General features: G+C 40.5%; 22 protein-coding genes. 3 read left to right on the top strand and 19 right to left on the bottom strand.

The annotated features are described in order from the left end of the window. Position 1: 1 nt before the first annotated feature. Positions 2 to 847, bottom strand: coding sequence for an SDR family oxidoreductase (locus ACKTSC_RS00330; protein ID WP_332654464.1), 846 nt, complete (start codon positions 845 to 847; stop codon positions 2 to 4). Between the two features lie 120 nt (positions 848 to 967). Here ACKTSC_RS00330 and ACKTSC_RS00325 point away from each other — a divergent pair, with 120 nt between their 5' ends. Continuing rightward, positions 968 to 1432 carry an Rrf2 family transcriptional regulator gene (locus ACKTSC_RS00325; RefSeq protein ID WP_407856527.1) on the top strand — a complete coding sequence of 155 codons (465 nt, stop codon included), beginning with the start codon at positions 968 to 970 and terminating at the stop codon, positions 1430 to 1432. Positions 1433 to 1492: 60 nt separating this feature from the next. On the opposite strand, the gene ACKTSC_RS00320 is transcribed toward ACKTSC_RS00325, so the two are convergent. From ACKTSC_RS00320 to ACKTSC_RS00265, 12 genes are all read right to left on the bottom strand, one after another. After that, entirely contained in the window at positions 1493 to 2092 is a 600-nt protein-coding gene (locus ACKTSC_RS00320; RefSeq protein WP_407856526.1) for an acyl-CoA dehydratase activase, read from the bottom strand. Positions 2093 to 2114: 22 nt separating this feature from the next. Then, positions 2115 to 2255, bottom strand: coding sequence for a hypothetical protein (locus ACKTSC_RS00315; RefSeq protein WP_407856525.1), 141 nt, complete (start codon positions 2253 to 2255; stop codon positions 2115 to 2117). Next, a complete protein-coding gene (locus ACKTSC_RS00310; RefSeq protein WP_407856524.1) occupies positions 2243 to 3421 on the bottom strand; it encodes a double-cubane-cluster-containing anaerobic reductase in 1179 nt (392 codons plus the stop codon). The genes ACKTSC_RS00315 and ACKTSC_RS00310 overlap by 13 nt, the downstream gene beginning before the upstream one ends. Before the next feature lie 367 nt (positions 3422 to 3788). After that, a complete protein-coding gene (locus ACKTSC_RS00305; RefSeq protein WP_407856523.1) occupies positions 3789 to 4442 on the bottom strand; it encodes a TerC family protein in 654 nt (217 codons plus the stop codon). Positions 4443 to 4624: 182 nt separating this feature from the next. Then, entirely contained in the window at positions 4625 to 5320 is a 696-nt protein-coding gene (locus tag ACKTSC_RS00300) for an N-acetylmannosamine-6-phosphate 2-epimerase (protein WP_407856522.1), read from the bottom strand. A 106-nt stretch (positions 5321 to 5426) separates the two neighbouring features. Then, positions 5427 to 6380, bottom strand: a complete 954-nt coding sequence (locus ACKTSC_RS00295; protein WP_407856521.1) for a serine hydrolase — start codon at positions 6378 to 6380, stop codon at positions 5427 to 5429. 36 nt (positions 6381 to 6416) lie between these two features. After that, complete coding sequence (locus ACKTSC_RS00290; protein WP_407856520.1) at positions 6417 to 7355, bottom strand: zinc ribbon domain-containing protein; 939 nt, start codon at positions 7353 to 7355, stop codon at positions 6417 to 6419. Between the two features lie 143 nt (positions 7356 to 7498). Further along, entirely contained in the window at positions 7499 to 8506 is a 1008-nt protein-coding gene (locus tag ACKTSC_RS00285) for a serine hydrolase (protein WP_407856519.1), read from the bottom strand. 162 nt (positions 8507 to 8668) lie between these two features. Further along, a complete protein-coding gene (locus ACKTSC_RS00280; protein WP_407856518.1) occupies positions 8669 to 9574 on the bottom strand; it encodes a magnesium transporter CorA family protein in 906 nt (301 codons plus the stop codon). A 175-nt stretch (positions 9575 to 9749) separates the two neighbouring features. After that, positions 9750 to 9962 (bottom strand): DUF2922 domain-containing protein, encoded by a 213-nt coding sequence (locus ACKTSC_RS00275; protein WP_332654372.1) that lies wholly within the window; start codon positions 9960 to 9962, stop codon positions 9750 to 9752. A 20-nt stretch (positions 9963 to 9982) separates the two neighbouring features. Continuing rightward, positions 9983 to 10183 (bottom strand): DUF1659 domain-containing protein, encoded by a 201-nt coding sequence (locus ACKTSC_RS00270; protein WP_332654370.1) that lies wholly within the window; start codon positions 10181 to 10183, stop codon positions 9983 to 9985. A gap of 78 nt (positions 10184 to 10261) precedes the next feature. Beyond that, positions 10262 to 10756, bottom strand: coding sequence for a sigma-70 family RNA polymerase sigma factor (locus ACKTSC_RS00265; RefSeq protein ID WP_407856517.1), 495 nt, complete (start codon positions 10754 to 10756; stop codon positions 10262 to 10264). 254 nt (positions 10757 to 11010) lie between these two features. Between ACKTSC_RS00265 and ACKTSC_RS00260 the strand changes: the two genes are divergently transcribed. Next, on the top strand, positions 11011 to 11874 hold the full coding sequence (locus tag ACKTSC_RS00260) for a GH25 family lysozyme (RefSeq protein ID WP_332654366.1): 864 nt from the start codon (positions 11011 to 11013) through the stop codon (positions 11872 to 11874). A gap of 48 nt (positions 11875 to 11922) precedes the next feature. On the opposite strand, the gene ACKTSC_RS00255 is transcribed toward ACKTSC_RS00260, so the two are convergent. From ACKTSC_RS00255 to ACKTSC_RS00245, 3 genes are all read right to left on the bottom strand, one after another. Next, positions 11923 to 12237 carry a hypothetical protein gene (locus tag ACKTSC_RS00255; RefSeq protein ID WP_332654364.1) on the bottom strand — a complete coding sequence of 105 codons (315 nt, stop codon included), beginning with the start codon at positions 12235 to 12237 and terminating at the stop codon, positions 11923 to 11925. Positions 12238 to 12288: 51 nt separating this feature from the next. After that, complete coding sequence (locus tag ACKTSC_RS00250; RefSeq protein ID WP_407856516.1) at positions 12289 to 12888, bottom strand: alpha/beta hydrolase; 600 nt, start codon at positions 12886 to 12888, stop codon at positions 12289 to 12291. 94 nt (positions 12889 to 12982) lie between these two features. Next, on the bottom strand, positions 12983 to 13549 hold the full coding sequence (locus ACKTSC_RS00245) for a VanZ family protein (protein WP_407856515.1): 567 nt from the start codon (positions 13547 to 13549) through the stop codon (positions 12983 to 12985). A 257-nt stretch (positions 13550 to 13806) separates the two neighbouring features. Here ACKTSC_RS00245 and ACKTSC_RS00240 point away from each other — a divergent pair, with 257 nt between their 5' ends. Beyond that, positions 13807 to 14235 (top strand): DUF2922 domain-containing protein, encoded by a 429-nt coding sequence (locus ACKTSC_RS00240; protein ID WP_407856514.1) that lies wholly within the window; start codon positions 13807 to 13809, stop codon positions 14233 to 14235. Between the two features lie 58 nt (positions 14236 to 14293). On the opposite strand, the gene ACKTSC_RS00235 is transcribed toward ACKTSC_RS00240, so the two are convergent. The 3 genes from ACKTSC_RS00235 to ACKTSC_RS00225 all read right to left on the bottom strand — a co-directional run bounded on the left by ACKTSC_RS00235 (position 14294) and on the right by ACKTSC_RS00225 (position 21450). Continuing rightward, entirely contained in the window at positions 14294 to 18709 is a 4416-nt protein-coding gene (locus tag ACKTSC_RS00235) for a VaFE repeat-containing surface-anchored protein (protein WP_407856513.1), read from the bottom strand. 394 nt (positions 18710 to 19103) lie between these two features. Then, positions 19104 to 19976, bottom strand: a complete 873-nt coding sequence (gene galU, locus ACKTSC_RS00230) for a UTP--glucose-1-phosphate uridylyltransferase GalU (RefSeq protein WP_407856512.1) — start codon at positions 19974 to 19976, stop codon at positions 19104 to 19106. Between the two features lie 334 nt (positions 19977 to 20310). After that, the gene (locus ACKTSC_RS00225; protein ID WP_407856511.1) at positions 20311 to 21450 is read right to left on the bottom strand and encodes a glycosyltransferase; all 1140 of its coding nucleotides are present in this window, start codon (positions 21448 to 21450) and stop codon (positions 20311 to 20313) included. Positions 21451 to 21590 lie beyond the last annotated feature (140 nt).

The following is a 21590-nucleotide window of genomic DNA, read 5'->3' as shown; positions in this document are numbered from 1 at the left end:
TTTATTTTAATAATTCTTTTAGTGCTTCTACATGGCTGGTTAAAGGTCGACCTAAAGCTTTTTCAAAATCAGCTGATGAAACATCTAAATGCCCTGCTTTGATATCTTGTTGGAAAGTCAAAAACATCTCAGCCACGGACTGCGGCAACCCAGCAGCGGCCAAGCTATCCACGAATATTTGATCAGAAGAAGCTACGATTTCGATATCTTTACCAGTTGCTTCCTTTAAAGCTTCACCTAGTGCAGCATACGTGATCGGTTCACCGGATAATTCTAAAATCTCAGGATACTCAGTTCCTGCCACGGCTTTGGCGGCTACTTCAGCGTATTCTCTTCTTAATGCCCAACCTGTCTTACCTTCTTCAGCAGCGTAGACAAATTTTCCGCTAGCCAATGCACTACCAATGATCGGCATTTCATTTTCTAGATACCAGTTATTTCGCAAAAACGTATGTGCGATTCCTGATTCTGCGATAACTTTTTCAGTAAAAATATGATCGGGGGCTAAAGAACTTTTTGAGTCTTTCGCATTTGCGATACTTGTATAAGCGATATAAGAAACTCCAGCTTCTTTAGCTGCGCTCACAACATTTTCATGCTCTGCTTGACGATTACCCGGTGCTCCTGAAACAAATAATAGTCGATCAATTCCGCTCAACGCTTCTTTCATAGATGTGCGATCTGCATAATCGCCGATTTTCACATTAAAACCAGCTTTTTTCAAAGCGGCCCCTTTTTCTTCACTGCGTACTAATGCATAAATTTCATCTTGCGGAACGAATTCTTTTAAAAAATCTAATGCAAGTCCACCAAAACTACCATTTGCTCCTGTTACTAAATAGGTCATCTTATAACCACTCCTCTATTTTAATGATTGAATTTTTTGCTGTACAATTATAAATTACACCTTTACAATAAACAGTATGGTAGTATTAGTCAAGTAAAAAAACTGAAAGGCGCTGTTCCGATGAAATATTCTATTCAATTCAGTGATGCGATCCATATCCTTGCTTACATAGAAATATTTAAAGACACCACTTACTTATCCAGTGAAATGATCGCCAGCAGTGTTGAAACCAACGCTGCCAATGTCCGGAAAATCATGAGTCATTTAAAAAAAGCCAATTTGATCGTTACCCAAACGGGAAAAGCAAAACCGTCACTTGCGAAAACGCCAAATGAAATCACCCTATTTGATATTTATCAAAGTATCGAAGGCAATACTAATCTGATCCAAGTCGATTCCAAGACCAATCCCGATTGTGTCGTAGGGGCGAATATTCAAGCTGTTTTAACTTCGACTTATACTCGCTTGCAAGCATCAGTCGAAGCTGAGATGACCCAAATCACCTTGCAGCAAATCATTGAACAAATTGCCATCGCTGAAACAAGACCGAAAAATGATGCCTTTGTAAGACCTTATCTTCCCTAGCATCTCTTTAATTTTACTCACGTGAAAAGACCGCCCTAAAATATAGGACGGTCTTTTTTGCTACAATTTTTTGATTCCGATCTGAGCAGCACCGATAGCTCCCGCAAACTGGGACAGCTCATCTGTTTGGACAGGGGCTAAAACGTAGTTCGCCAGTACTTCAGAAAAAGCTGTACTTTTTGATAAACCGCCCGTAAATAAAATTGTTTCTCCATGTTTTGGTCGTAATTTTGAATATTGACTACTGATTCGTTGTGCAATCGAATGTAGGACACCTAGTGCGATATCTTCCCGTTCTTCCCCTTTTGAAATCAAACTGATAACTTCTGATTCCGCGAAAACAGTGCACATGCTATTGATCGTGATCGGTGTTGCTGCTTGGACAAAGGTATCTAAATCAGCGATCTCTTCCCCTAGTGTTCGCATCATTACTTCTACAAAACGCCCTGTTCCAGCTGCACAACGATCATTCATACTGAATTCAGTCACACTGCCTTTGCCATTTAATTGGATCGTTTTACAATCTTGCCCGCCGATATCGATGACTTGAGTCACTCCAGGAAAAAGGTATTCCGCCCCTTTGCCATGACAAGTGATCTCAGTGACGACTAGATCAGCTGGGATCAATTTTCGACCATAGCCGGTAGTCACTAACTTCACTTGGGATAATCCATGCCGGTCTTTAAAAATAGTCCACGACTTCAGTCATCGCCCCTCTAGGATTGCCGGCGGTAGGGATCAAATAGCGATCGACAAGCTGATCCGCTGAAAAAAGCACTCCTTTGGTTGTAGTCGATCCTGAATCTAAGCCTATCGTGTACATAAAAGCTCTTCTTCCAACATTTCAATAAAGGCAGTTACTCGTGTATTGATCTGCTCGATATCAGCCGTCGAGTAATCTGTTTCTAAATACAGATAGGGAATATTTTTTTCTTCATTCAAGAAGCGTTTGATTTTTAACGATTCGACCGAAAAAGGAATGCAGTTTTGTAAAACCATATCGATCACGCCATCGACTTGATAGTCATCAATCATTTGGCCTAATAAATCTTTCCGCGGTTGATTGTTTGCCATACAGGCACAGCCGATATTGATATATTTATCCGTCAATGCTTGATACACATCGGCTTCTTCTTCATCCACCAAGCGCTCAACCGCTTTTGCCACTGTACAGTTCTCATAGGCCACGACGATACCGCCATTTTCTTCGATCGCACGGATCACTTTTTCAGTCACACCTCCCATCGGAGAGCCCGTCACTAAGATTCTTGGTTTGGTATCCAGACGTTTACCTGCCGCATAGTCTTCTTTGACTCTAGCAGTTGTTTCTTCTAACATCTGGATGACTTCTTCCTTATCAAATTTATACTGTGAACCATACATCACTTTGAAAATTTCTTGCCCGCTGATCCCTGGCGGATTCAATTGACCCAGACGATAAAAATTCTGCTTTGCTTGACGCTCACGATTTTTCAGTTTGATTGCCGCTCGAATTTTCTCATCCGTGATCTCGACATGTAAAAAGTCTTCCAATTTTTCTTTAAAACGGACCATCTCGCTGTACCATAATTGCTTACTGGCTTCACTCGTACGCGTATGAGGCAGATGCATCAGATAGGTCTCTTTGAATTCTTCCATGTATTCATACATTTTCTTTTTGCCGTCGCAAGTCGTCTCGCCAACCACTAAATCAGAAAAATAAAAATACGGACATTTATCGGTTTTGCCAAAGCCATAACTAGATTTGATCAGCGGACAAAGATTGCGAGGCAGGTCTTCCTCAGCATCAGGAATCGTCTCATCGGAAGTCGAACACAAACTGATTTGGATCGCCTCACCTGCTAGTACCAACTCTTCCGGCATAAAAGTACAATACACACCTACGACTGGTACGCCTTTTTCTTTGATCTCTTTGACTGCTAAAAATCCTTGTCTGCGTGCCTCGCCAAAATCATCAAAAATCTCCGGTAAACTTGTCTTTACATCCATGTATTCCAATCCTTTCTTTTTCGATTAATTCTTCTAAAAAGAAATTCATCCATTCACATCTGTTGAAGTATCTTTCCAGAAGGGAAAAACAGTCCTTAGAACCTCTAAGTGGACAGATCGTCATTTTCATATTCGAACCATTTTTCCACCTCCAGATTTCCAAAAGAATGTAACCCTTTTCATAATCAACTTTAGTATAACGAAAGCTTTTTTTACTCACAATACTTCTAAAAGAGAATCGTTCTCACAATGTAGATTAATTCACAATATTTTTTGTTTTATTGATTGATCAAGTTACTATTGTGGATTCAAACTTTTCCAAATAAAAAAACTGCCGCAATTCTGCGACAGTTTTTTCGAATTTTAATTATGATTCTTTACGATTAAATAAAAAGTAAATCGCTGCTAGCAATACACATGAAGCAATCGATACGATGTGTCCGCTGCTGAGACTGCGTAATACATGATGGATAAACTCATCTTCAACAAACATCGAACCGGCTGTGTAAGCAATCAATAATGCCCCAATCCAAATCAAGAATGGGAAGCGATCCATCAATTTCAAGATCATTTGACTGCCAAAGACTACGATCGGAATACTAATGACTAAACCAAAAACAGCTAATAAGAAATGTCCGTCAGCGACTCCTGCGATCGCTAAAACATTATCCAAACTCATGACTAGATCGGCGATAATGATCGTGCGCACCGCTGAAAAGAAGGTCGTTTCACTTTTGACATTGGCTTCCTCACCATTTGAACGTAATAGATCATAGGCGATATAAAACAATAAGACGCTACCAACGATTTTGACATAAGGAATCGTCAATAATTCTACGGCGATCAACATTAGGATTATCCGCAACACCACTGCTCCAGCAGTCCCAATAATGATTGCTTTATTTCGTGATACATCGGGTAATTTCCGGGTAGCTAATGCGATAACGACGGCATTATCCCCACTTAAAACTAAATTCAACACAATAATCGAAAGAATTTTCGATACCATTGCAATACTCATATTCCCACTCCTACTAAACTAATCTGGTCTACCCTAACACTTTTTTACTGAAAAAATCATGAAAAGGCGCTTATGATTCACTATGACCTGTTCTATTGTAGGACATTCATTCCAAAAAGTATAATAGAAATTAATTATTTTTTTAGGCTAAAATTTTATTTTTAATAATTTATTACAATTCGCTAGTTCAAGCCCTTAATAAATCGCTCCGTGATTTCTTTTGGTCTAGTGATCGCACCACCGACTACGATACCGCTAACACCAAGTTTTTGTGCTTGTTTGGCTTGTTCTGGTGTTTGGATCTGACCTTCGGCAATCACAGGAATATCGAGTGCAACTAATTTCTTCATCAGCTCAAAATCGGGACCTTTTGTAGTCCGATCGGCACTTTCAGGTGTATAACCGCTCAAAGTCGTCCCAACAAAATCCACACCAGCTGCATAAGCATTTTTGCCTTCTTCTAGGGTAGCGATGTCTGCCATCAATAATTGATTGGGGTAGTTATTTTTGATTTGTTTGATAAATTGGCTGATCGTTTGGCCGTCATGGCGTTTTCGCAACGTACAATCAAGGGCGATCACTTCGACCTCACAAGCGACTAGTTCGTCGATTTCTTGCATCGTTGCCGTAATGAAGGGTGCTTCTGGTGGGTATTGTTTTTTGATCAATCCAATTATTGGCAGATCTACCAGTGCTTTGATCTCTTTGATATCCCGAACGGAATTCGCTCGGATTGCTTTAGCACCGCCTTCTTTAGCAGCCAAAGCTAGCAGTGGCATGATCCCGCCTTTTTCTGTGTATAAAGGTTCGCCTGGCAAAGCCTGACAAGAAACGATCAATCCATCCTTGATTTGATCCAAAAAAGTTGCTTTTTCCATTGGGTTACAACACTCCATTTCATTTAATTATTCTATGAAAAGGGTATCATTGAAAACGGTCTCTGACTAGCAAAAAATCCTACCACTAAATAGTGATAGGATTTTTTTATTTAAGAGTTGCAGCTGATAACGCAACATCTCCGATAGCAGAACGAATCGCTTCCGTATTGGTAAAATTTTGAGTTAAGACCACGAGTGCGAATGGATTGTCTTTGGTAAGAACTAAGCCGATATCATTTTCAGCATTGTCCAACTCGCCTGTTTTATTCGCTACAACGATATCCGTTGAGAGTTTGCTAGGGATTTTGGTACGAAGCGTTTGCCCTTCCATGATTTCTAGCATCGTAGCGTAGGGCTCTGTTGTTCGTTGTTGATAAAGACGTTTCAAAAAATTCATACAATCATTCAACGAGGTATAATTTTCTTTGCCTTGTGCTCGAGCGTCGTTATCCAACATCAAACGTTCTAAACGAGTATCCTGATACCCTTGAGTTTGGAAAAATTGATTCAATGTTTCAATTCCAAAATGGCTGATCAGTGTATTGGCCGCGGCGTTATCACTTTGCTGGATCATCGGCAGCAGCCAATCAGTCACTGACTTGCCGTCTACTACTTCGTTGGGATCAGCTTGGGTCAAAGCATATTCCATCACGAACACTTTAATGACACTTGCTGAAATCGTGGGAGCTGAGTTGTTGCTGGATAGCTCTTTTCCACTATTAAAATAATAAACACCGTAGTAAACATGACTTGCATTGGCTTCTAAATTACTTACAGCTAATTCTTCACGCGGTTCGCTCGCTGAGCTCGTTGTCGTTGTCGTTGTCGTTGTCGCTTGGATACTACTTGTCATTGAAGACATTGTACTACTTGATGTTGTCCTCGTTGCTTTCGTTGTCGACGACTGACTTGATCTTGCAGTAGCATCAGACGATTTAGTTGGCTGATTTAATAAAGTACGGCCGACACTATAAGAAGCTACGGCGATCACTAAAAAACATGCGCCAATGCCAAACAATCTGAATCGGTGGCTTTTTTTAGGTCGGATATGTCTTCCCAAACGAATTCAGCTTCTTTCTATATATAAGATCAGAACTTATGATATCCAGACTTCATTGACACCGTCGTTTTTAGTGACGCCATCCGTCAAGGCTAGGCGAGAAGAATAGGATACATAGCCATAATACGTCTGGGTGCTGCCAGCATCCCAAGTCACTGTGATACGGACATTTGGATTGATCATTTTTGTATCCGGCATATCCATTGGGTATTGATCATTGGTTTCATAACTCAAAACATCGCCGCTAGCATTAGTGATCGTTGCTTGGCCAAAATACTGCGTCCCGTTGACATTTTTTTGCGTTACGCTGCCATTGGCTCCGATCGTCAATGAGCCTTGTTTTTGGCTTGATTGAGCATAATAGAAATAGTAGGTATTTGCCCACTTCGCATAATCGCCGCTAAAGGCACTGCCTGAAGATGATTTGGCTGAGTCACTCGTCTTTTGACTAGAATCGGTAGTTTTTTCATCATTTTTCAAGCCATCATCATTCTTTTCTTGCAATTCATCAACTTCATCGGCAATCGAGGCAAATTCGCTTCGACCTAGATCACTCGCTGAGATCTGACTTAATTTTAAATTAGATTTTTTGTACTCACCATTGATCGTCAATTCTTTCGCTTCTGCGATCAACTTGTCATATTTGCTTGGATCGATTTTGTTGGAAGCTGAAGTACTGTTCAATGTAACACCAGTAGATGAAGGTGTCGTTGCTTCATCATTAGAACCGCCCGCCAATGCTAGCCCCACACCAACGACGACTGCTACTACCGCTACCCCAGCTAATACCATCAGCCACTTCGGAAATCCCCCTTTTGGATTAGGAGCTTGATTACTCGGTTCTGAATTATTTTTCAAATTCACGCCTTGATTTCTTTTCGGGCTATTTTCGCCAGACTCGAACGCATGCCCGCATTCTTCACAAAAACGTGATTGGTCCTTGTTTTCCGCCCCGCACTTTGGACAATATTTCATTTTTATCTACTCCTTGGATTTTGCTGCGATCATTTTTTTACGATCGCTTTCTTTATCCCGATTTTACCATATCAAACATACAAACGTTACAGAATATTGGTAAGGACAAAAAAACTTATCCACAGAAGATGTGGATAAGTTTTCTATTTCAACATACTTGCGGCTAAACTAAATTCAGCGATTGCTGTCCGCGTACGCACAATGTCTGATACATCACTAGCAAACACGGCGATCGCAAAGGGCTGTTCTTTATCAAATACGATCCCGATATCATTTTCAACCGTTTGCTGCGCACCGGAAAGATTCGCGATCGTCATATTTTTCGGAATCTTAGCGGGAATTTTATTACGGATCTGCTGCCCTTCCATCAATTGGAGCATCTCTTTTTGCGGTGCCTTTTTACGTTTGCTATAAAGTTTTTTCAACAGCGCCAGACAATCATTGACCGACGTATAATTTTCTTTATCGGTGCTGAGAACATTGATATCCAACATCCGCCGCTCGATCCGCGTATCCTGATACCCTTGGTCTTGGAAGTAGGCATTCATCGCATCCATGCCGTAATGATCGATCAAAACATTCGTTGCCGCGATATCATTTTGTTGGATCATCGGAGTTAGCCAATCACTCAATTTTTTATTCTCGATCACTTGCTCGCTGCCCCCAGGTTGGTTCAGGGCATAATCCATGATAAATACATTGATGACCTCAGCTGCCACCATCAGTTGGGGATTCTCGCTGTTAAACGTCGCTTTATCTTTAAAATAATAGACACCATAAGATACCGTTCCCGCACTATTCATCAACGCTGCCGCGTCTAACTTAGCCGTTTGTTTTTCTGTACTAGCTGATTTACTCGTGCTGGCTTTGGTTTCTTTTGCTTTTGTTGTCGAGCTGCTCTTTTTAGTTGTCTTTTCAGCCGCTTTTTTGACGGAACTTTCTGTTGTAGTACTCACTTGTGTCGAAGAACTCTTTTCAGTCGATGACTGCGTTGCTTTGGTGGCAACTGTTGGCGCTTCTTCTGAACTATTAAAAAGCTTAGCCGCACCAAAAATCACTACACCTGCAATCGCCGCAGTCACTACACCGACTGTGATATATTTTTTTAACTTGCTCTCACTTGGCTCGCTATGTCTGCCCAATTCCTTCACCTTCTCCCGTCGGTCACAGACCCACTATTAGTCAGGATAAGTTTATCATAACTGAGAAATAAAATAATTTAATATGCTGAAAAATGGCTGATTTTTAACAAGACCGAGACAAAATAATTTTTTACAGACAAAAAAACCTGTGGAAGTCCCACAGGTTCAAGTTCAACGCATCAATTTTCGAAAGACATATGCCAGTGCGAACCACAGTACGACGCTGACACCGATCGTGATCATCCAACCAGAAGCATTGTTTTGTAATGGCAGCGGCATGTTCATCCCAAAGAATCCAGTGATGATCGTCGGGATCGTCAATAAGACAGACAGAACAGTCAAGATCCGCATCGTATCGTTCAGATTATTGTTCAAGACATTGTTATAGGTGCCGGATAATTGCTGCAAGATTTGTGAAGACAATTTGGTCATTTCGACTAATTGCTGGGCTTCGATCATCACGTCGTCCAGGCCTTCTTTTTCTTCATCGGTCAAACGACGATAAATGCCATGCGTTTTGATTTGTTGCACTAACAAGACATTTTGCCGAGAAGCCGTCACAAAATAGACGATCCCGGTCTCTAAGTCTGACAGTAATAATAAGTTTTGTTTGGTAGTTTTTTGTTTTAACAATTGGGTGATGCGCTTACGGTCGCGATCCATCCCTTCAACAAATGGGAAATACTCGTCAGAGATGACGAACAAACAGCCAAACAAAAACTCATACAAACTACTCTCAGGATTGCGGTCCAAATAATTCTTAAATTTGAAATACAAGTATTTGCTTTGTTGATTGGTCACGGTGATCAAGGTCCGATCCACCACGAGAAAAGTCATCGGTACCGTCTCATAATGGTTATCGATCTTGCGGCGATTTGGCACATTGAAGATCAGCATCAAAACATCATTGTCTTTGTCATAATCTAAATGGGCACGTTCGTTTCTATCTAGTGAGTACTCGACAAAATCACTGTCGATCCCATAATCCCGGTATAAATTTTTTAATTCATCTTTATCTTCCGCATCAGTATTGACCCAGCGGTTCATCTTATGATTGAATACTTCTTTTGTATACATGGATCTATCTCCTAGCTATCGTTTTATCCGTTTGCATTCTATCATAGAAAAGTTAAAATTACTGCTATAAACGTACAATCGTTATGCTAAAACAGAAATTTTTTACTTCTGCTATTTTTCTTTTATACAACTAAAAAAAGCCCAGCGCTTTTCTTGCGCTAGGCCTTGGATAAATTTAAAAAATTTGGGTTTCGATCGTCTCGATGTATTTGGCGCCAGTGACTGTATCAAAGAGTTTTTTGCCGTCTTTTTCAAACAATTCTACTAGACACATCATTTCTAATTGGGTGCGGATCTCATCGTCGGATAGATTCCGATTGGGGTCAGAAAAATTCCATTGGTGAGCTTTTCCATCATTGTTGGCAAAAGTAGCCGATAATTTCAGCATTGATTTTCCTCCTTACTAAGTTATTTGCTGATGCGTGATTGTTGGGTCAAGACGACACTGTCTAAGTCGTGCTCAGCTGACAGATTGGCCATGATCTCTCCTAACAGCAACACTTTTTCTTCGGCGGGGGCATCGATTACATTTGTAAAGTTGACATTGCGTTTTTTACCTTCCTCGTTTTGCAGTTGGACTTGCAGCTTATTGCCTAATTTTTGGATCATCGCAAAACACTCCTTTCTTGTATTTATAAACGTCGCGACGGTTTACACTAATACTAACGAACCCTTCGTTCCAGATGTTCAAGAAGCTTCATCGTTTTCTGTCCAATGTTGGACCAGTCGCTTTTTCCAATTGCAGACTGTTCCAGCACTGACGTGATAACGCTCGCGGATCTGCTGATACGTCAGTCCCTGTATTCGACTATAAAGAAAACGTTGCTCCCCTAGACTCAGCTTCGGCCACAGATGTGCAAGTTGATCGGTCCGTTCGATATCATCCTCGGATAGGAGCGATCGTTCTTGCCAGTTGCTTTTTGCTCGTTGTAAAATTTTTTGCTGCCGTTGCTGTTTTCGCTGGGCATCGCGCAAACGCCACCGTAAAAAATGATAGATCAGGGTGACTTGCTTACTGTGACAGTCTGCAAAACGCAGAGAATTTTCAAATAAGGCGATCCGTAAAATCTGTAGATAATCTTCGTAGTCAGGATTGCTGCTAAATACCCGGCAATCCCTCAAAACTTTCAGGCATAGCGCTTCGTATTGTTGGACAAATCGTTCTGCTTTTTCTGCGTGCATCTTTTAAGTCTCCTTTGCTTTTTGTATTTACCGGCGACTTAAAAATGCCAGAAAAGGCCATTACTTTCGAAAATGAATCATGCACTAAAAAAGATCATGCTGCACCCTTTTTCTCGTAAAAGCCCGTCATAGCGTACACATAGTTCAGACTATCGAAACAACTAAGCAAGATTCGATCTGTCTTTTTGCCTGATCATTTGGCAGACTATGGTCACATGATCATGTAATAAAATTAGCGAAAGAAGGAACGCATTATGATTATCGACATCAGTGAATGGCAACATCCGGACCAGATCAATTATGCCCAACTCGCCAAACAGATCGACCATGTGATCGTCCGTATCCAGTATGGTTCCGCTTATTGCGACAAGTATTACCAAACTCACTTGCAACGATTCCAAGACTTGGGTATCCCAACGGCCGTCTATGCTTGGGTCCGCGGCACGAGTCAGGAAGACATGGCACAAGAAGCTCGAACCTTTTACGAGCGCGCAAAAATTTTCCAACCAAGTTTTTATTGGTTAGACGTCGAGGAACAATCGATGGCTGACATGCGCGGCGGCGTCGAGGTCTATCGGCAAACCTTGAAAAAATTGACCAATCAAAAAGTCGGCGTCTATGTCGCCCATCATCTTTACCGGCAATTCAATCTAGCCGTCGATCGGTTCGACGCCCTTTGGCTGCCAAGTTACGGCCAGAATACTGGCAGTTATCAAGGTGTCGATCCAACAGTCAATAAACAGTATGATCTGCACCAATACACATCCAACGGCCGTTTAGCAGGCTACAACGGTGTTTTGGATCTCAATCGGTTATCTGGCAAAAAGGCTTTGAGCTATTTCATTGGCAAAGCCGGCAGCCCCGCTGCTTGGGGCATCGCTGAAAAAGGTTACTTCACTCTAGGAAGTGCCATTCATCTGCGGACGGCACCCAGCACGAGTGCTCAAAGCATCGCTGTTTTACCCGCAGGTTCCGTTGTCCAATATGATGCTTTCGCTCATGAACAAGGCTATGTTTGGATCCGCCAAAAACGCAGCGATGGGACTTATGCATATCTAGCCACTGGAAAATCAGATGGCAAAAAACGGATCGATGCCAGCTGGGGAATCTTTAATTAACGCAAAAAAATAAGCGGTGAAAGGAAAATTCCTTTCACCGCTTATTTTTTATTTGTCCACGCGCATAAAGCCCCAGTTGGTCGGCATATAGTAGCCATCTACTGTCATGTCCGACAGATTGCTTGAGACCAGCTGCCCCGTGATGTGATAAATGCGTCGAGCTTTGCGCTCAGCGCCGCCAATTTTTGCTAACAACCCTTCCAGATCGTATTGTCCCATCAAAAAGTAGTGAAACTTATAGCCCTTCAAGCGTTCATGAGTGATCGCTCCTTCAAAGGTCAATAATTTTTGTAATTCTTGATCAGTAAACACAAGATCCGTTGGTGTCAGCGTCAAACCTTTGTAGTCAAATGAATCTGCCATTTCGTTACCGCACCCCTTCGACTTATTTTACCACATCAAAAAGCAGAAGCACTACTCTTTCAGCCAAGCCTTGGCTGACTGGACTTCTTCCATCAATAATTGGTGCCCGCCGTTGGTTTCTGCTATCGTTAATGCGGCCCCGCGTTTGTCAAAAGCATCGGCCAAGTCCTTGAAGGACGTCTCACTGACGATCTGATCCCGCCTGCCGCCATAAGAAGCCCAGACTTTCTTGTCTGACAGATCAAAGACTTTGGTGTGCACCCCTAGCGACATCGGATGGAAAAAGATTCCTCGCGCTAAGGCCGTTTGACGTTCCAATAATAGATGAGCCGCGATATTCGCCCCGTTTGAGTAGCCCACAAGGATCCACTCCGCTAAATCGATGTCTTTTTCTGCACTGATCCGAGTGATCTCTTTTAATAACTGATCCGTTTCTTTTTCAAGACTGACCAAATCAAATTGATTCAAACCATTGCGACGAAAGAAACGATTCATCCCATCTTCTTTTACCTGACCTCGCAAAGACAAAATCGTACTGTCGGCATCCAATAACCGCGCCAAGTCGATCAAAGAAGTTTCGTCACCGCCTGTGCCGTGCAACAAAATAAATTTTTTGCCGATTGGTTTTCCTGCTTGATACAAATACTTCATCACTAGCCACCTCGCTTACTAATTGTAAGTTATCATGAACAATCCATCGATTCAATTTTTTTGTTTCAGCTAATAAAAAAGCAGTTAGCTGAGCCTAACCGCTGATTCGTGTTCGAACTTTTTGACACAAGAAGTAACCGATCATACAGCCAAGGAAATTCGTGATGATATCCCAAATATCAAATGTTCCGATATAAAAGACGTATTGGATCGTTTCGATTCCTAAGATCGTTACCAATGCGATCACAACAGCTTCGATTTTGCTCGCGCGAAAACCGTATAAAAAGCCCAACGGAATAAAATAGCCCGTATTCAAAATCAATTCAATGACCTGCTGCTTATTGTTAAGATACAATTCAAATGGATTCAAATTAAAAGAATGATACAACCGAGCTTTGGTAAACAACATGATGAACAATAATAAAATATAACAGCTGTAAAATAAGTACAGATAAACATTCCACATCTTGCGCTGTTCCCACTGCCAGTAAAACAACCACAAACTCAAAAAGATGAACAGCCATAAAGCCTCATCCGTATATTCAAAACGCTGGGCCACCCGATACAAACGGGGATAATTCGCTAAAGTCGGCATGACCAAGTAATAGACCATCCCATAACTTGCGACTAGCGAAACGATGCCGGCGATGATTTTTTTCATCCCAATCTCCCCCTTTTCATCCATTATACGAAACGAACCTTATCCCTGCATTAAAAAGCCCAAGTTCCCAAGAAAAGCTTAACGAACAGTTGAAAACTATTGCTCACTTATCGATAGAATCTTGCACGCCCAATCGCTAGACCCCGCATCTCTACGTGCATCTCCTAGCAAAATCCTTCCAAACGAGCAAGATTCGCCTTCGTCCTTTTCCGAAAAAAACAGTATCTTAAAACCATCAAAGACAGGAGGGATCGACCATGCTTGCTATCCATACCCCAACTCATAACAAGATCACGACCAAGTTAGTCGCGATTTTCTTAGATAGCACCGGCAAAAAACATCAATGGACCTATGCGGATGTCGATCCCAGTCTGTCGCCTGCTCAGCTGCGGACTTACTGTGAGCAGATCGCCCAATTAGACCTATTTGAAAAAGATGGCATCCTATTATTTACCAAACTTGTCCGGGCCAAACTCGTGACGACGATCGAGACTCCGATCTTTGAGCTGAAAGATACACCTGATCAAAACTTTCCAGCCGATCCCTCGCCGACTAATTCACTATCCACTGCGGATATTCAGATAAATGAATCACCCATTCGATCCTTGGTCGAAAGAATGTTGACCACGATAAATAGGATCACTAAAAGACGAAAATACAGACTGCCTGCTTCCGGATTTACGTAAAAAAAAATCAACCAACAAGTAGACTAGAGTCTACTCGTTAGTTGATCTGTATCACGATTTATCTTTCTGCGTGACGGCGTTTTTGATAGAAATAGATCGCTGCCGCACCGATAATGATCAAGGCACCTAAGTAAGGAAGGATTTCCATTACTTGTTCACCTGTCGTTGGCAATGTACCACCGCTGCTGCCACTGCTGCTTCCGCCGCTTCCACTTGGCGTACCAGTTGTTGTACTACCTTTAGTCGTTGGCAAGTTGCCCCCTGGTGTTCCTGGTTCGCTTGGATCATTAGGTTCGCTTGGTGTATCTGGATCAGTCGGTTTTTTGATTGACAATGTTTGTGCTTCGTCATTGATATCTTCGTGCTTACCGATCAGATTACCGCTAGCATCGTAGATACGTTCGAAGACGACTAACGTCACATCATTACTCAAAACGCTACGACTGAAAGCAAAGTCCATCGTCACATAGCCTGTGCCAGTCTCGCTAGCTACGAATGTCGCATGTCCTTCGACTTCTCTGCCAAAAACAGTGAATGGCGCATTTGCTTCTTTCAACATTAGTTTTCCACGAGCAGTATAGCTCTCGCCAGGAATCAAGTTCTCATAGTAGATGATGTCGCGAATGATGACCGTCTCATCAGTATCTTCACTCAATTCGACAGCTTGTGTACCGACTTTTGGATAATGAACCGTTTGGTCTTTGTCCTCAATATCTGAGTGAGTCGCGATTTTCTTGCCCTCTTCATACAGATCTTCGAAGACAACGATCGTCTTACCAGCTAAGTCTCCTTGCTGGATCACAAATTCCAAGTTCACTGTGCCGTTGCTTTGTGTTGCTGTGAATTCTTTTTCTGCACGAACTTCTTTGTTCTCACGCGTCAAGAATGGCTGTCCAGTTTCTTTATCCATCAAGACACCTTTGACAGTATACGTTTTGCCGACGATCAAGTTGCGATAGCTGACTTCATCGACGATCGTCACGTTGTCGGTCGCCAATCCGATATTCGTACCAGTTTCTTTGTCACTTGCTTTTGTACGGATCTCAGGTTGACGAACCGTCTGTTCTTCGTCATCGATATCCTTGTGCTCGCCGACCAATTTACCCTCGACGTTGAACAATTCTTCAAAGACGACTAATTCTAGATCTTCAGTCAATGCACTACGTGGGAAGGTGAATTCCACATCGATCATGCCGCTGCCTTCATGCTCTGCAGGGATCGTTGCTTCACCCGTCACCGTCACTTCAGCACCTTTTTCATCTTTGACCATAAATGGTTTATTCGTTTCTTTGTTCATCAAGACACCTTTGACTGTGTATGGTACACCTAGTCTTAAGTTCTCATAAGAAACTTGGTCCTTGATCGTGATGTACTCATCTTCCAAGCCAGAGACTTGCGAAGCTTTCGTCCCGACTTTTGGATAGCTGACAGTTTGATCTTTATCTTCGATATCAGCGTGGACCGCGATTTCGCGATTCTGATACTCTAATGATTCAAAGACGACAATCGTCTTACCAGCCAGATCACCTTTTTTGATTACGAATTCTAGCGTTTCACTGCCATCAGCTTCCTTGGCTGTGAAGTTCTTCGTTGCAGTGACTTTATCGCCTTCACTCGTCAAGAATTCTTTGCCAGTTTCTTTATCCATCAAGACACCAGAGATCGTGTATTGATTTCCAGGGATCAAGCCCGTGTAAGTCACTGTATCCGTGATCGTCACACGCTCACTTGCCAGCCCTTCGTTCATGCCCGTCTCACTGTCGACGGCACTTGTCTTCAAGTCGACCTCGGTCACAGAGAAGACTTCACCATACTCACCATGTGTTCCTTCATATAGTACGTTGTCATCATCACTCTTGTCGACTACTGTTACGACCCAGCCATATGTTCCAACTGAATCCATCGTTAAGTTTTCTAAACCATGACCTTTCGTATTGGAAGGATACTCTCCCGCTTTTGTGATCGCGATTGGTTTGCTTGATGTTGCGATTTCTTGTGGATTAGAGAAATCTAGACTATCTGCTTTATCACTGTATTTGTACAGTGTGAATGTTGCTTCAGCATTATTATTGATCGGTGAAGCAGTCACATGCAATGTATCATAGACCAAATCACCAATGTGAACACGTTCTTCATTTACTTTAGTGAAGTATTCTTCATTAGTTGTTACATGAACAGTCTCAGAAGGAATCCCATAATCTGTTTGGAAAGTCGCGACACGTCCTTCGTCATCGCCACCAGTCACAACAACCGTGTAGTAACCCGGCTTATCGAAACGTTTGAATTCTGTTGTATTTAAACTTCCAGAAATCAACGGTGCCTTCACGGTATCAAATACGACCGCACCTTCTGGGACATCACCTTGAACTGGTTTCGTTGGTGAATAGTACATCGTGAACGTTGCCGTTAACGCTGTATCTTCTTTACTCTCACCCCAGCCATCCGGCATATTGTATTCGCCATCTGATGATGGGTCTTGGTTTTTCCCTTTTAATTCAGGGTGGGTATTCCAGTATTTATTGGCAGTATTCCCCTCGCCATCACCTAGTAAGCCCCACATACCTGGCATATCAGTAACTTTGATCTGATCGTGGACCTGTTGCCCCACATGAGCAGATGTAGTAGAGACTTTTGTCGTGATACCAGGATCCCACGGTACCAATACATACTCATTCTCACTACCGAAGTGCGAGTTCCATTGCTCAGTATAATCCGTACCTTCGATTGACTCGACCCAGACATACCAGCCTTTGTCTTCTTCAGCGATTGTAACTTCTGGCGTTTCTACCGTGCCATTTCCTGTGATGACTGTTTTAACCGTCTCATATGGTTCAACATTTCCAGGGATAGTAACTGCTTTTCCACCATCATGCTGATTGCCGTTTTTAATAAAATCTGGTTTAGTTAAGAATGGACCATATAACTTACTTACGATCGTAAGTTCTTGATCTGATTTATTATCAGTCACTTTCAGACGGTCTTTGACTGTACCGCCTGTAGCTGGCAAACGATGACCTTCAACGGTAGCACCATTTTCATCATTAACTATCAAATTCTCTGTCACAACTTTAGGCTGCCATTTTACTAAGGATTGTTCATCCTTATCATTAAATGGCTTTTGGAAATCTGAACCTGCTACAAAGTAATTTTGGTAGCCTTCTTGGTCATCAATAGCAAAACGAATGACTGGATAATAGAAACCATATTTAGTTGCCTCTATATCAGAAGTATGCTCGTAGACACCTGTGTTAGTAACTTCGATGACTTCTGATGCATCGTTTAATTTTTGTACACCTTCCGGTAAATTTTCTAATGGATATGACGTATCACCAAAGTCTGTCTCAGAGTAATACCAATCAAGCATCAACTTCGCTGGAACTTTTTCGTTAGCTTTACCTAAGATAGAACTCCATGTTGTGCCACCAATCAATTTAACATCGATGGCATCTTTTAAGTTTTCTCCTACTTTCAATAAATCAGGTGCACTCGTTGTCGCATCGATCTTGAAAGGTTTGATCAAAGGAACTTTTTCTGTCACAGTGATATCTTGACGATCACCTATTAAAGACATCATAAAATCTTGACCTTCACTAAATGAATATTTCGTCAACTTCGTTCCAGGCAACCCTTTGACATTCATAGCGACACTTACATCACCTGTCTCTGTCGGTACTACTGTAATGGTTGGTGCAGCATTTGATTTGAATGTCAATGTCGATGTGCCATTGTTTGTGAATGTTCCATTCGTCGCTGTTAATGTTACATCATAAGGGTCGACGTTCTTCATTTCCTGACCACTGCCTGCATTGGCTTTGATACTGAAATCAACAGTTGCTGATTGTTGATTTGGGTTTTGATTAAAAGTCAATGTGCCAGAATAAGCGCCTAACTTTCCTTCAGCATACTTGGTCATCTCTTGTAAGCGAGCGCTGATTTGTTTCCAATCATCACGATTTTCTAATTTCGCTTTTGCCGCTGTATACGTAGACTTTGTAGAAGCAATTTCGTAATTATCACGGAAATACATTCCCATCGCCGCATGCGTCAGACGATAATCATTTTGTTGAGCTTCTGATAAAGCATCCCATGCTGCACCAGTTGGTGTACCACGATTAATGAAGTGGTCCACTAGAAAGGCGCCTAGTGCATCGTTTACTTTTCCATCATTAGCCATGTTATCCATTTTAACTGCGACACCCATCTCGATACAAAAAGCATACAATGCTTCTCCCGAGACTGAGTTTGATCCAAGTGTTTTTCCTCCGGTGCTATACGATCCAAAGCTCAATGCGATGCTACCTGTATCACTAGCTGGGTAGCGCTTCCCTAAGACTGCATTGTTCCTACCGGCATCGGGACCTGATCCCCACCATTCAACGGCAGCCTCCGCCCTTATATTAAAGAACCCTATATTACTTATTACCATCAGGATCGCCAAAACTATGCGCAACAATTTACCAAAGTTTTTTTTCATTTTTTTCCCCTTCCTTCTGTTCAAAAACCTACAAGCAACTTTAAAACATAGTTCTTTTCAAATAAAAATAGTCATATTATACAAAATATTTTATTTTATAAGACAATACTAACATGATAATAATATAAATTAAAAGTAATAACACAAATATTTTTTAAAATAATACATAACTAAAGTTATAAATCTTAATTTATTGATTTTTCTGAATTATCAAGCAAATAAACAACATTATAATTGTTACTAATATGAACATAAGAAGAGAAGTACTTTATTAAAACAACAAAAAAACTACGACAGAAAAACTGCCGTAGTCCTACTTGCTATTTTTAGTTAAGTAATATAACGAACAAACTAAAATAAAAAATGAAGCACTGCTAAGATAAAGTGGATAATCCTATAAAGTTTTCGCTAATTGTTTCAGATATTTGCGCAAATCATTGCCGATTTCAGGATGTTTCAAGCCTAATTCGACATTCGCTTGGACCATGCCCAGTTTATCACCAACATCGTAACGCTTCCCTGTAAATTGGTGAGCAAACACGCGCTGCGTCTTGTTCAGCGTATCGATCGCATCCGTTAATTGGATCTCATTGCCAGCACCCGGCTGTTGATTTTCCAAAATCTCGAAGATCTCTGGGCGTAACAAGTAACGACCGATGATCGCCAAATCACTTGGTGCTTCTTCTGGTTTTGGTTTTTCCACAAAGTTTTTCACGTTGTACAAGCCTTTACCTAGTTGAGACTCAGGCGCAACGATCCCATATTTCGACGTCTCCTCATGCGGTACTTGCATCACAGCGATCGTCGAAGAATTCGTCTTCTCATAGTTATTCATCAATTGCTTCGTTAGCGGTACTTGATCGAACATAATATCATCACCCAACATCACGACAAACGGTTCATTTCCGACAAACGACTTCGCCTGCAATACCGCATGGCCTAAGCCCAATGGACGACTTTGACGGATGAAATGTAAGTTGATATCAGTGGTTTCTTCCACCAACTTCAACAACTCATGCTTGCCTTTTGCGGCTAAAGTTTGCTCCAACTCAAGATTCGCATCAAAATGATCCTCGATCGGACGCTTAGCCTTCCCCGTCACGACCAAAATATCTTCGATCCCAGAAGCCTTCGCTTCCTCTACAATAAACTGAAACGTTGGTTTATCAACGATCGGCAGCATCTCTTTGGCAACAGCCTTAGTTGCCGGTAAGAAACGGGTACCCAACCCAGCCGCCGGAATAATAGCTTTACGAACTTTTTGCATAGTAACTCCTCCAATAAACTATTAATTAATCGCGTTTGAAAATATCACGCGTTTGAAACTTCAAAAAATATTATATACTCAATTGATTAGTTTTCATTTTTTACCTTTCCCAAGAAAAAATGGGAAATACTTTTTTATGATAAATGTCTTTCAATTATTACTCACTAAATAAATGATATATACTAAATGAAAAATAGGGAATAAGTATCCCATTAATTTTAGTAGACAAAAATGTTTGGTGTTCTTAGTTACTAACTTAACAATAGTAAATCTGAAGTAAAGAAAAATTAAAACACGTAAAAAATATATAAATTTAATCAATTATATTTAGTTTTCATATAATTTCTAGCCATTTTCGAGCAATTAATTCAATATTAAAATCATTTATACGTATCAACGATTTTTTGCTAAACTCTTCTCTTAATTCTTTACTGCTAATTAGCCTTTTTAATTGACTATTCATTTCATTGATATTTCCCTGTTCAACAATTATTCCATATTTTCCATTGCCCAATACTTCTCTAGAACCAGTCTGATCAAATGCTATAATAGGTAACCCAAAACTCATTGCCTCAGCTAAAACTAAGGGCATTCCTTCCCAACGACTAGTCATAAGATAAATTGAAGAATTTTCAAATACTTTTTTTACGCCAAATTCATCTAAAGCGCCTAATAAGTCTATATTTTTTTTAGAATTATATTTTTCTATATAATTATTAAATGTTTCGTTTTCTTTTTTATTTCCATTTCCTCCAAATTTGATTGTCCATTCTTTAGGAAGCATAGATGATATCTCCGCTAAATAATCTAGTCCTTTATGTTGAACTGCAACACGAGATAAGAATGAAATATTTTTCTTGTTTAAATCTGCTTTACCTTTGACCTTCATAGTTACTGGATTATAAATACAGACTGTTTTTTTATTAAATTTTTGATAGGCAGATAGATCTTCATGAGTGAGACAAACATTCTGATCAGAAACAGCTAATCCTTTTAAAAATGATTTTCTAAAAAATCTAGTATAAGAATTTTTATCATTCCCTAAATATACTTTATAGCTATTATGTAACCAGCCAATACACTTAATAGTTGGAATAGCTTCTTTAATAAAAGGAATGTATGAGATAAAAATAGGTCCATTAAGTACTACAGTATCTATATTTTTTTCTTTTAAAAAAGAAATTAATTTCTTTACTACTACGTCATTTTTTTTTAACGTAAATTCTCTATTTAGATTCTTTATAATTTTGCGTTGAATTTTATGAAGAATATTATCCAAGTTATTCATTATTGTATATTTTGCTAAATATAATTTTGAAATTTCTATTTTATAAAAATTTTTTGGATTGATTGCAGATGCATAAAAATATACATCTTGTTTATTTAATACTAATTCTTCTCCTAGATAGACATTAACCTTTTGTATTCCTCCCAAAGAGAAATCGTCATTCACAAAACAAACTTTCTTTTTCACTAATTAATTTCCTCCACTATAAATACTAAATACTTCAATTTCTCCTGAAAAATAACACGTATAGACTTTTGCTTCTACTTCTTGTAATTCTGATTCAAAAAAATTCGTAACAACTCAATATTAATTGAATTATTTAAATT

This window comes from Enterococcus hailinensis, from assembly GCF_045862035.1.
GTDB classification, from domain to species: domain Bacteria; phylum Bacillota; class Bacilli; order Lactobacillales; family Enterococcaceae; genus Enterococcus_A; species Enterococcus_A hailinensis.
This window is presented reverse-complemented; position numbering and strand designations above follow the sequence as displayed.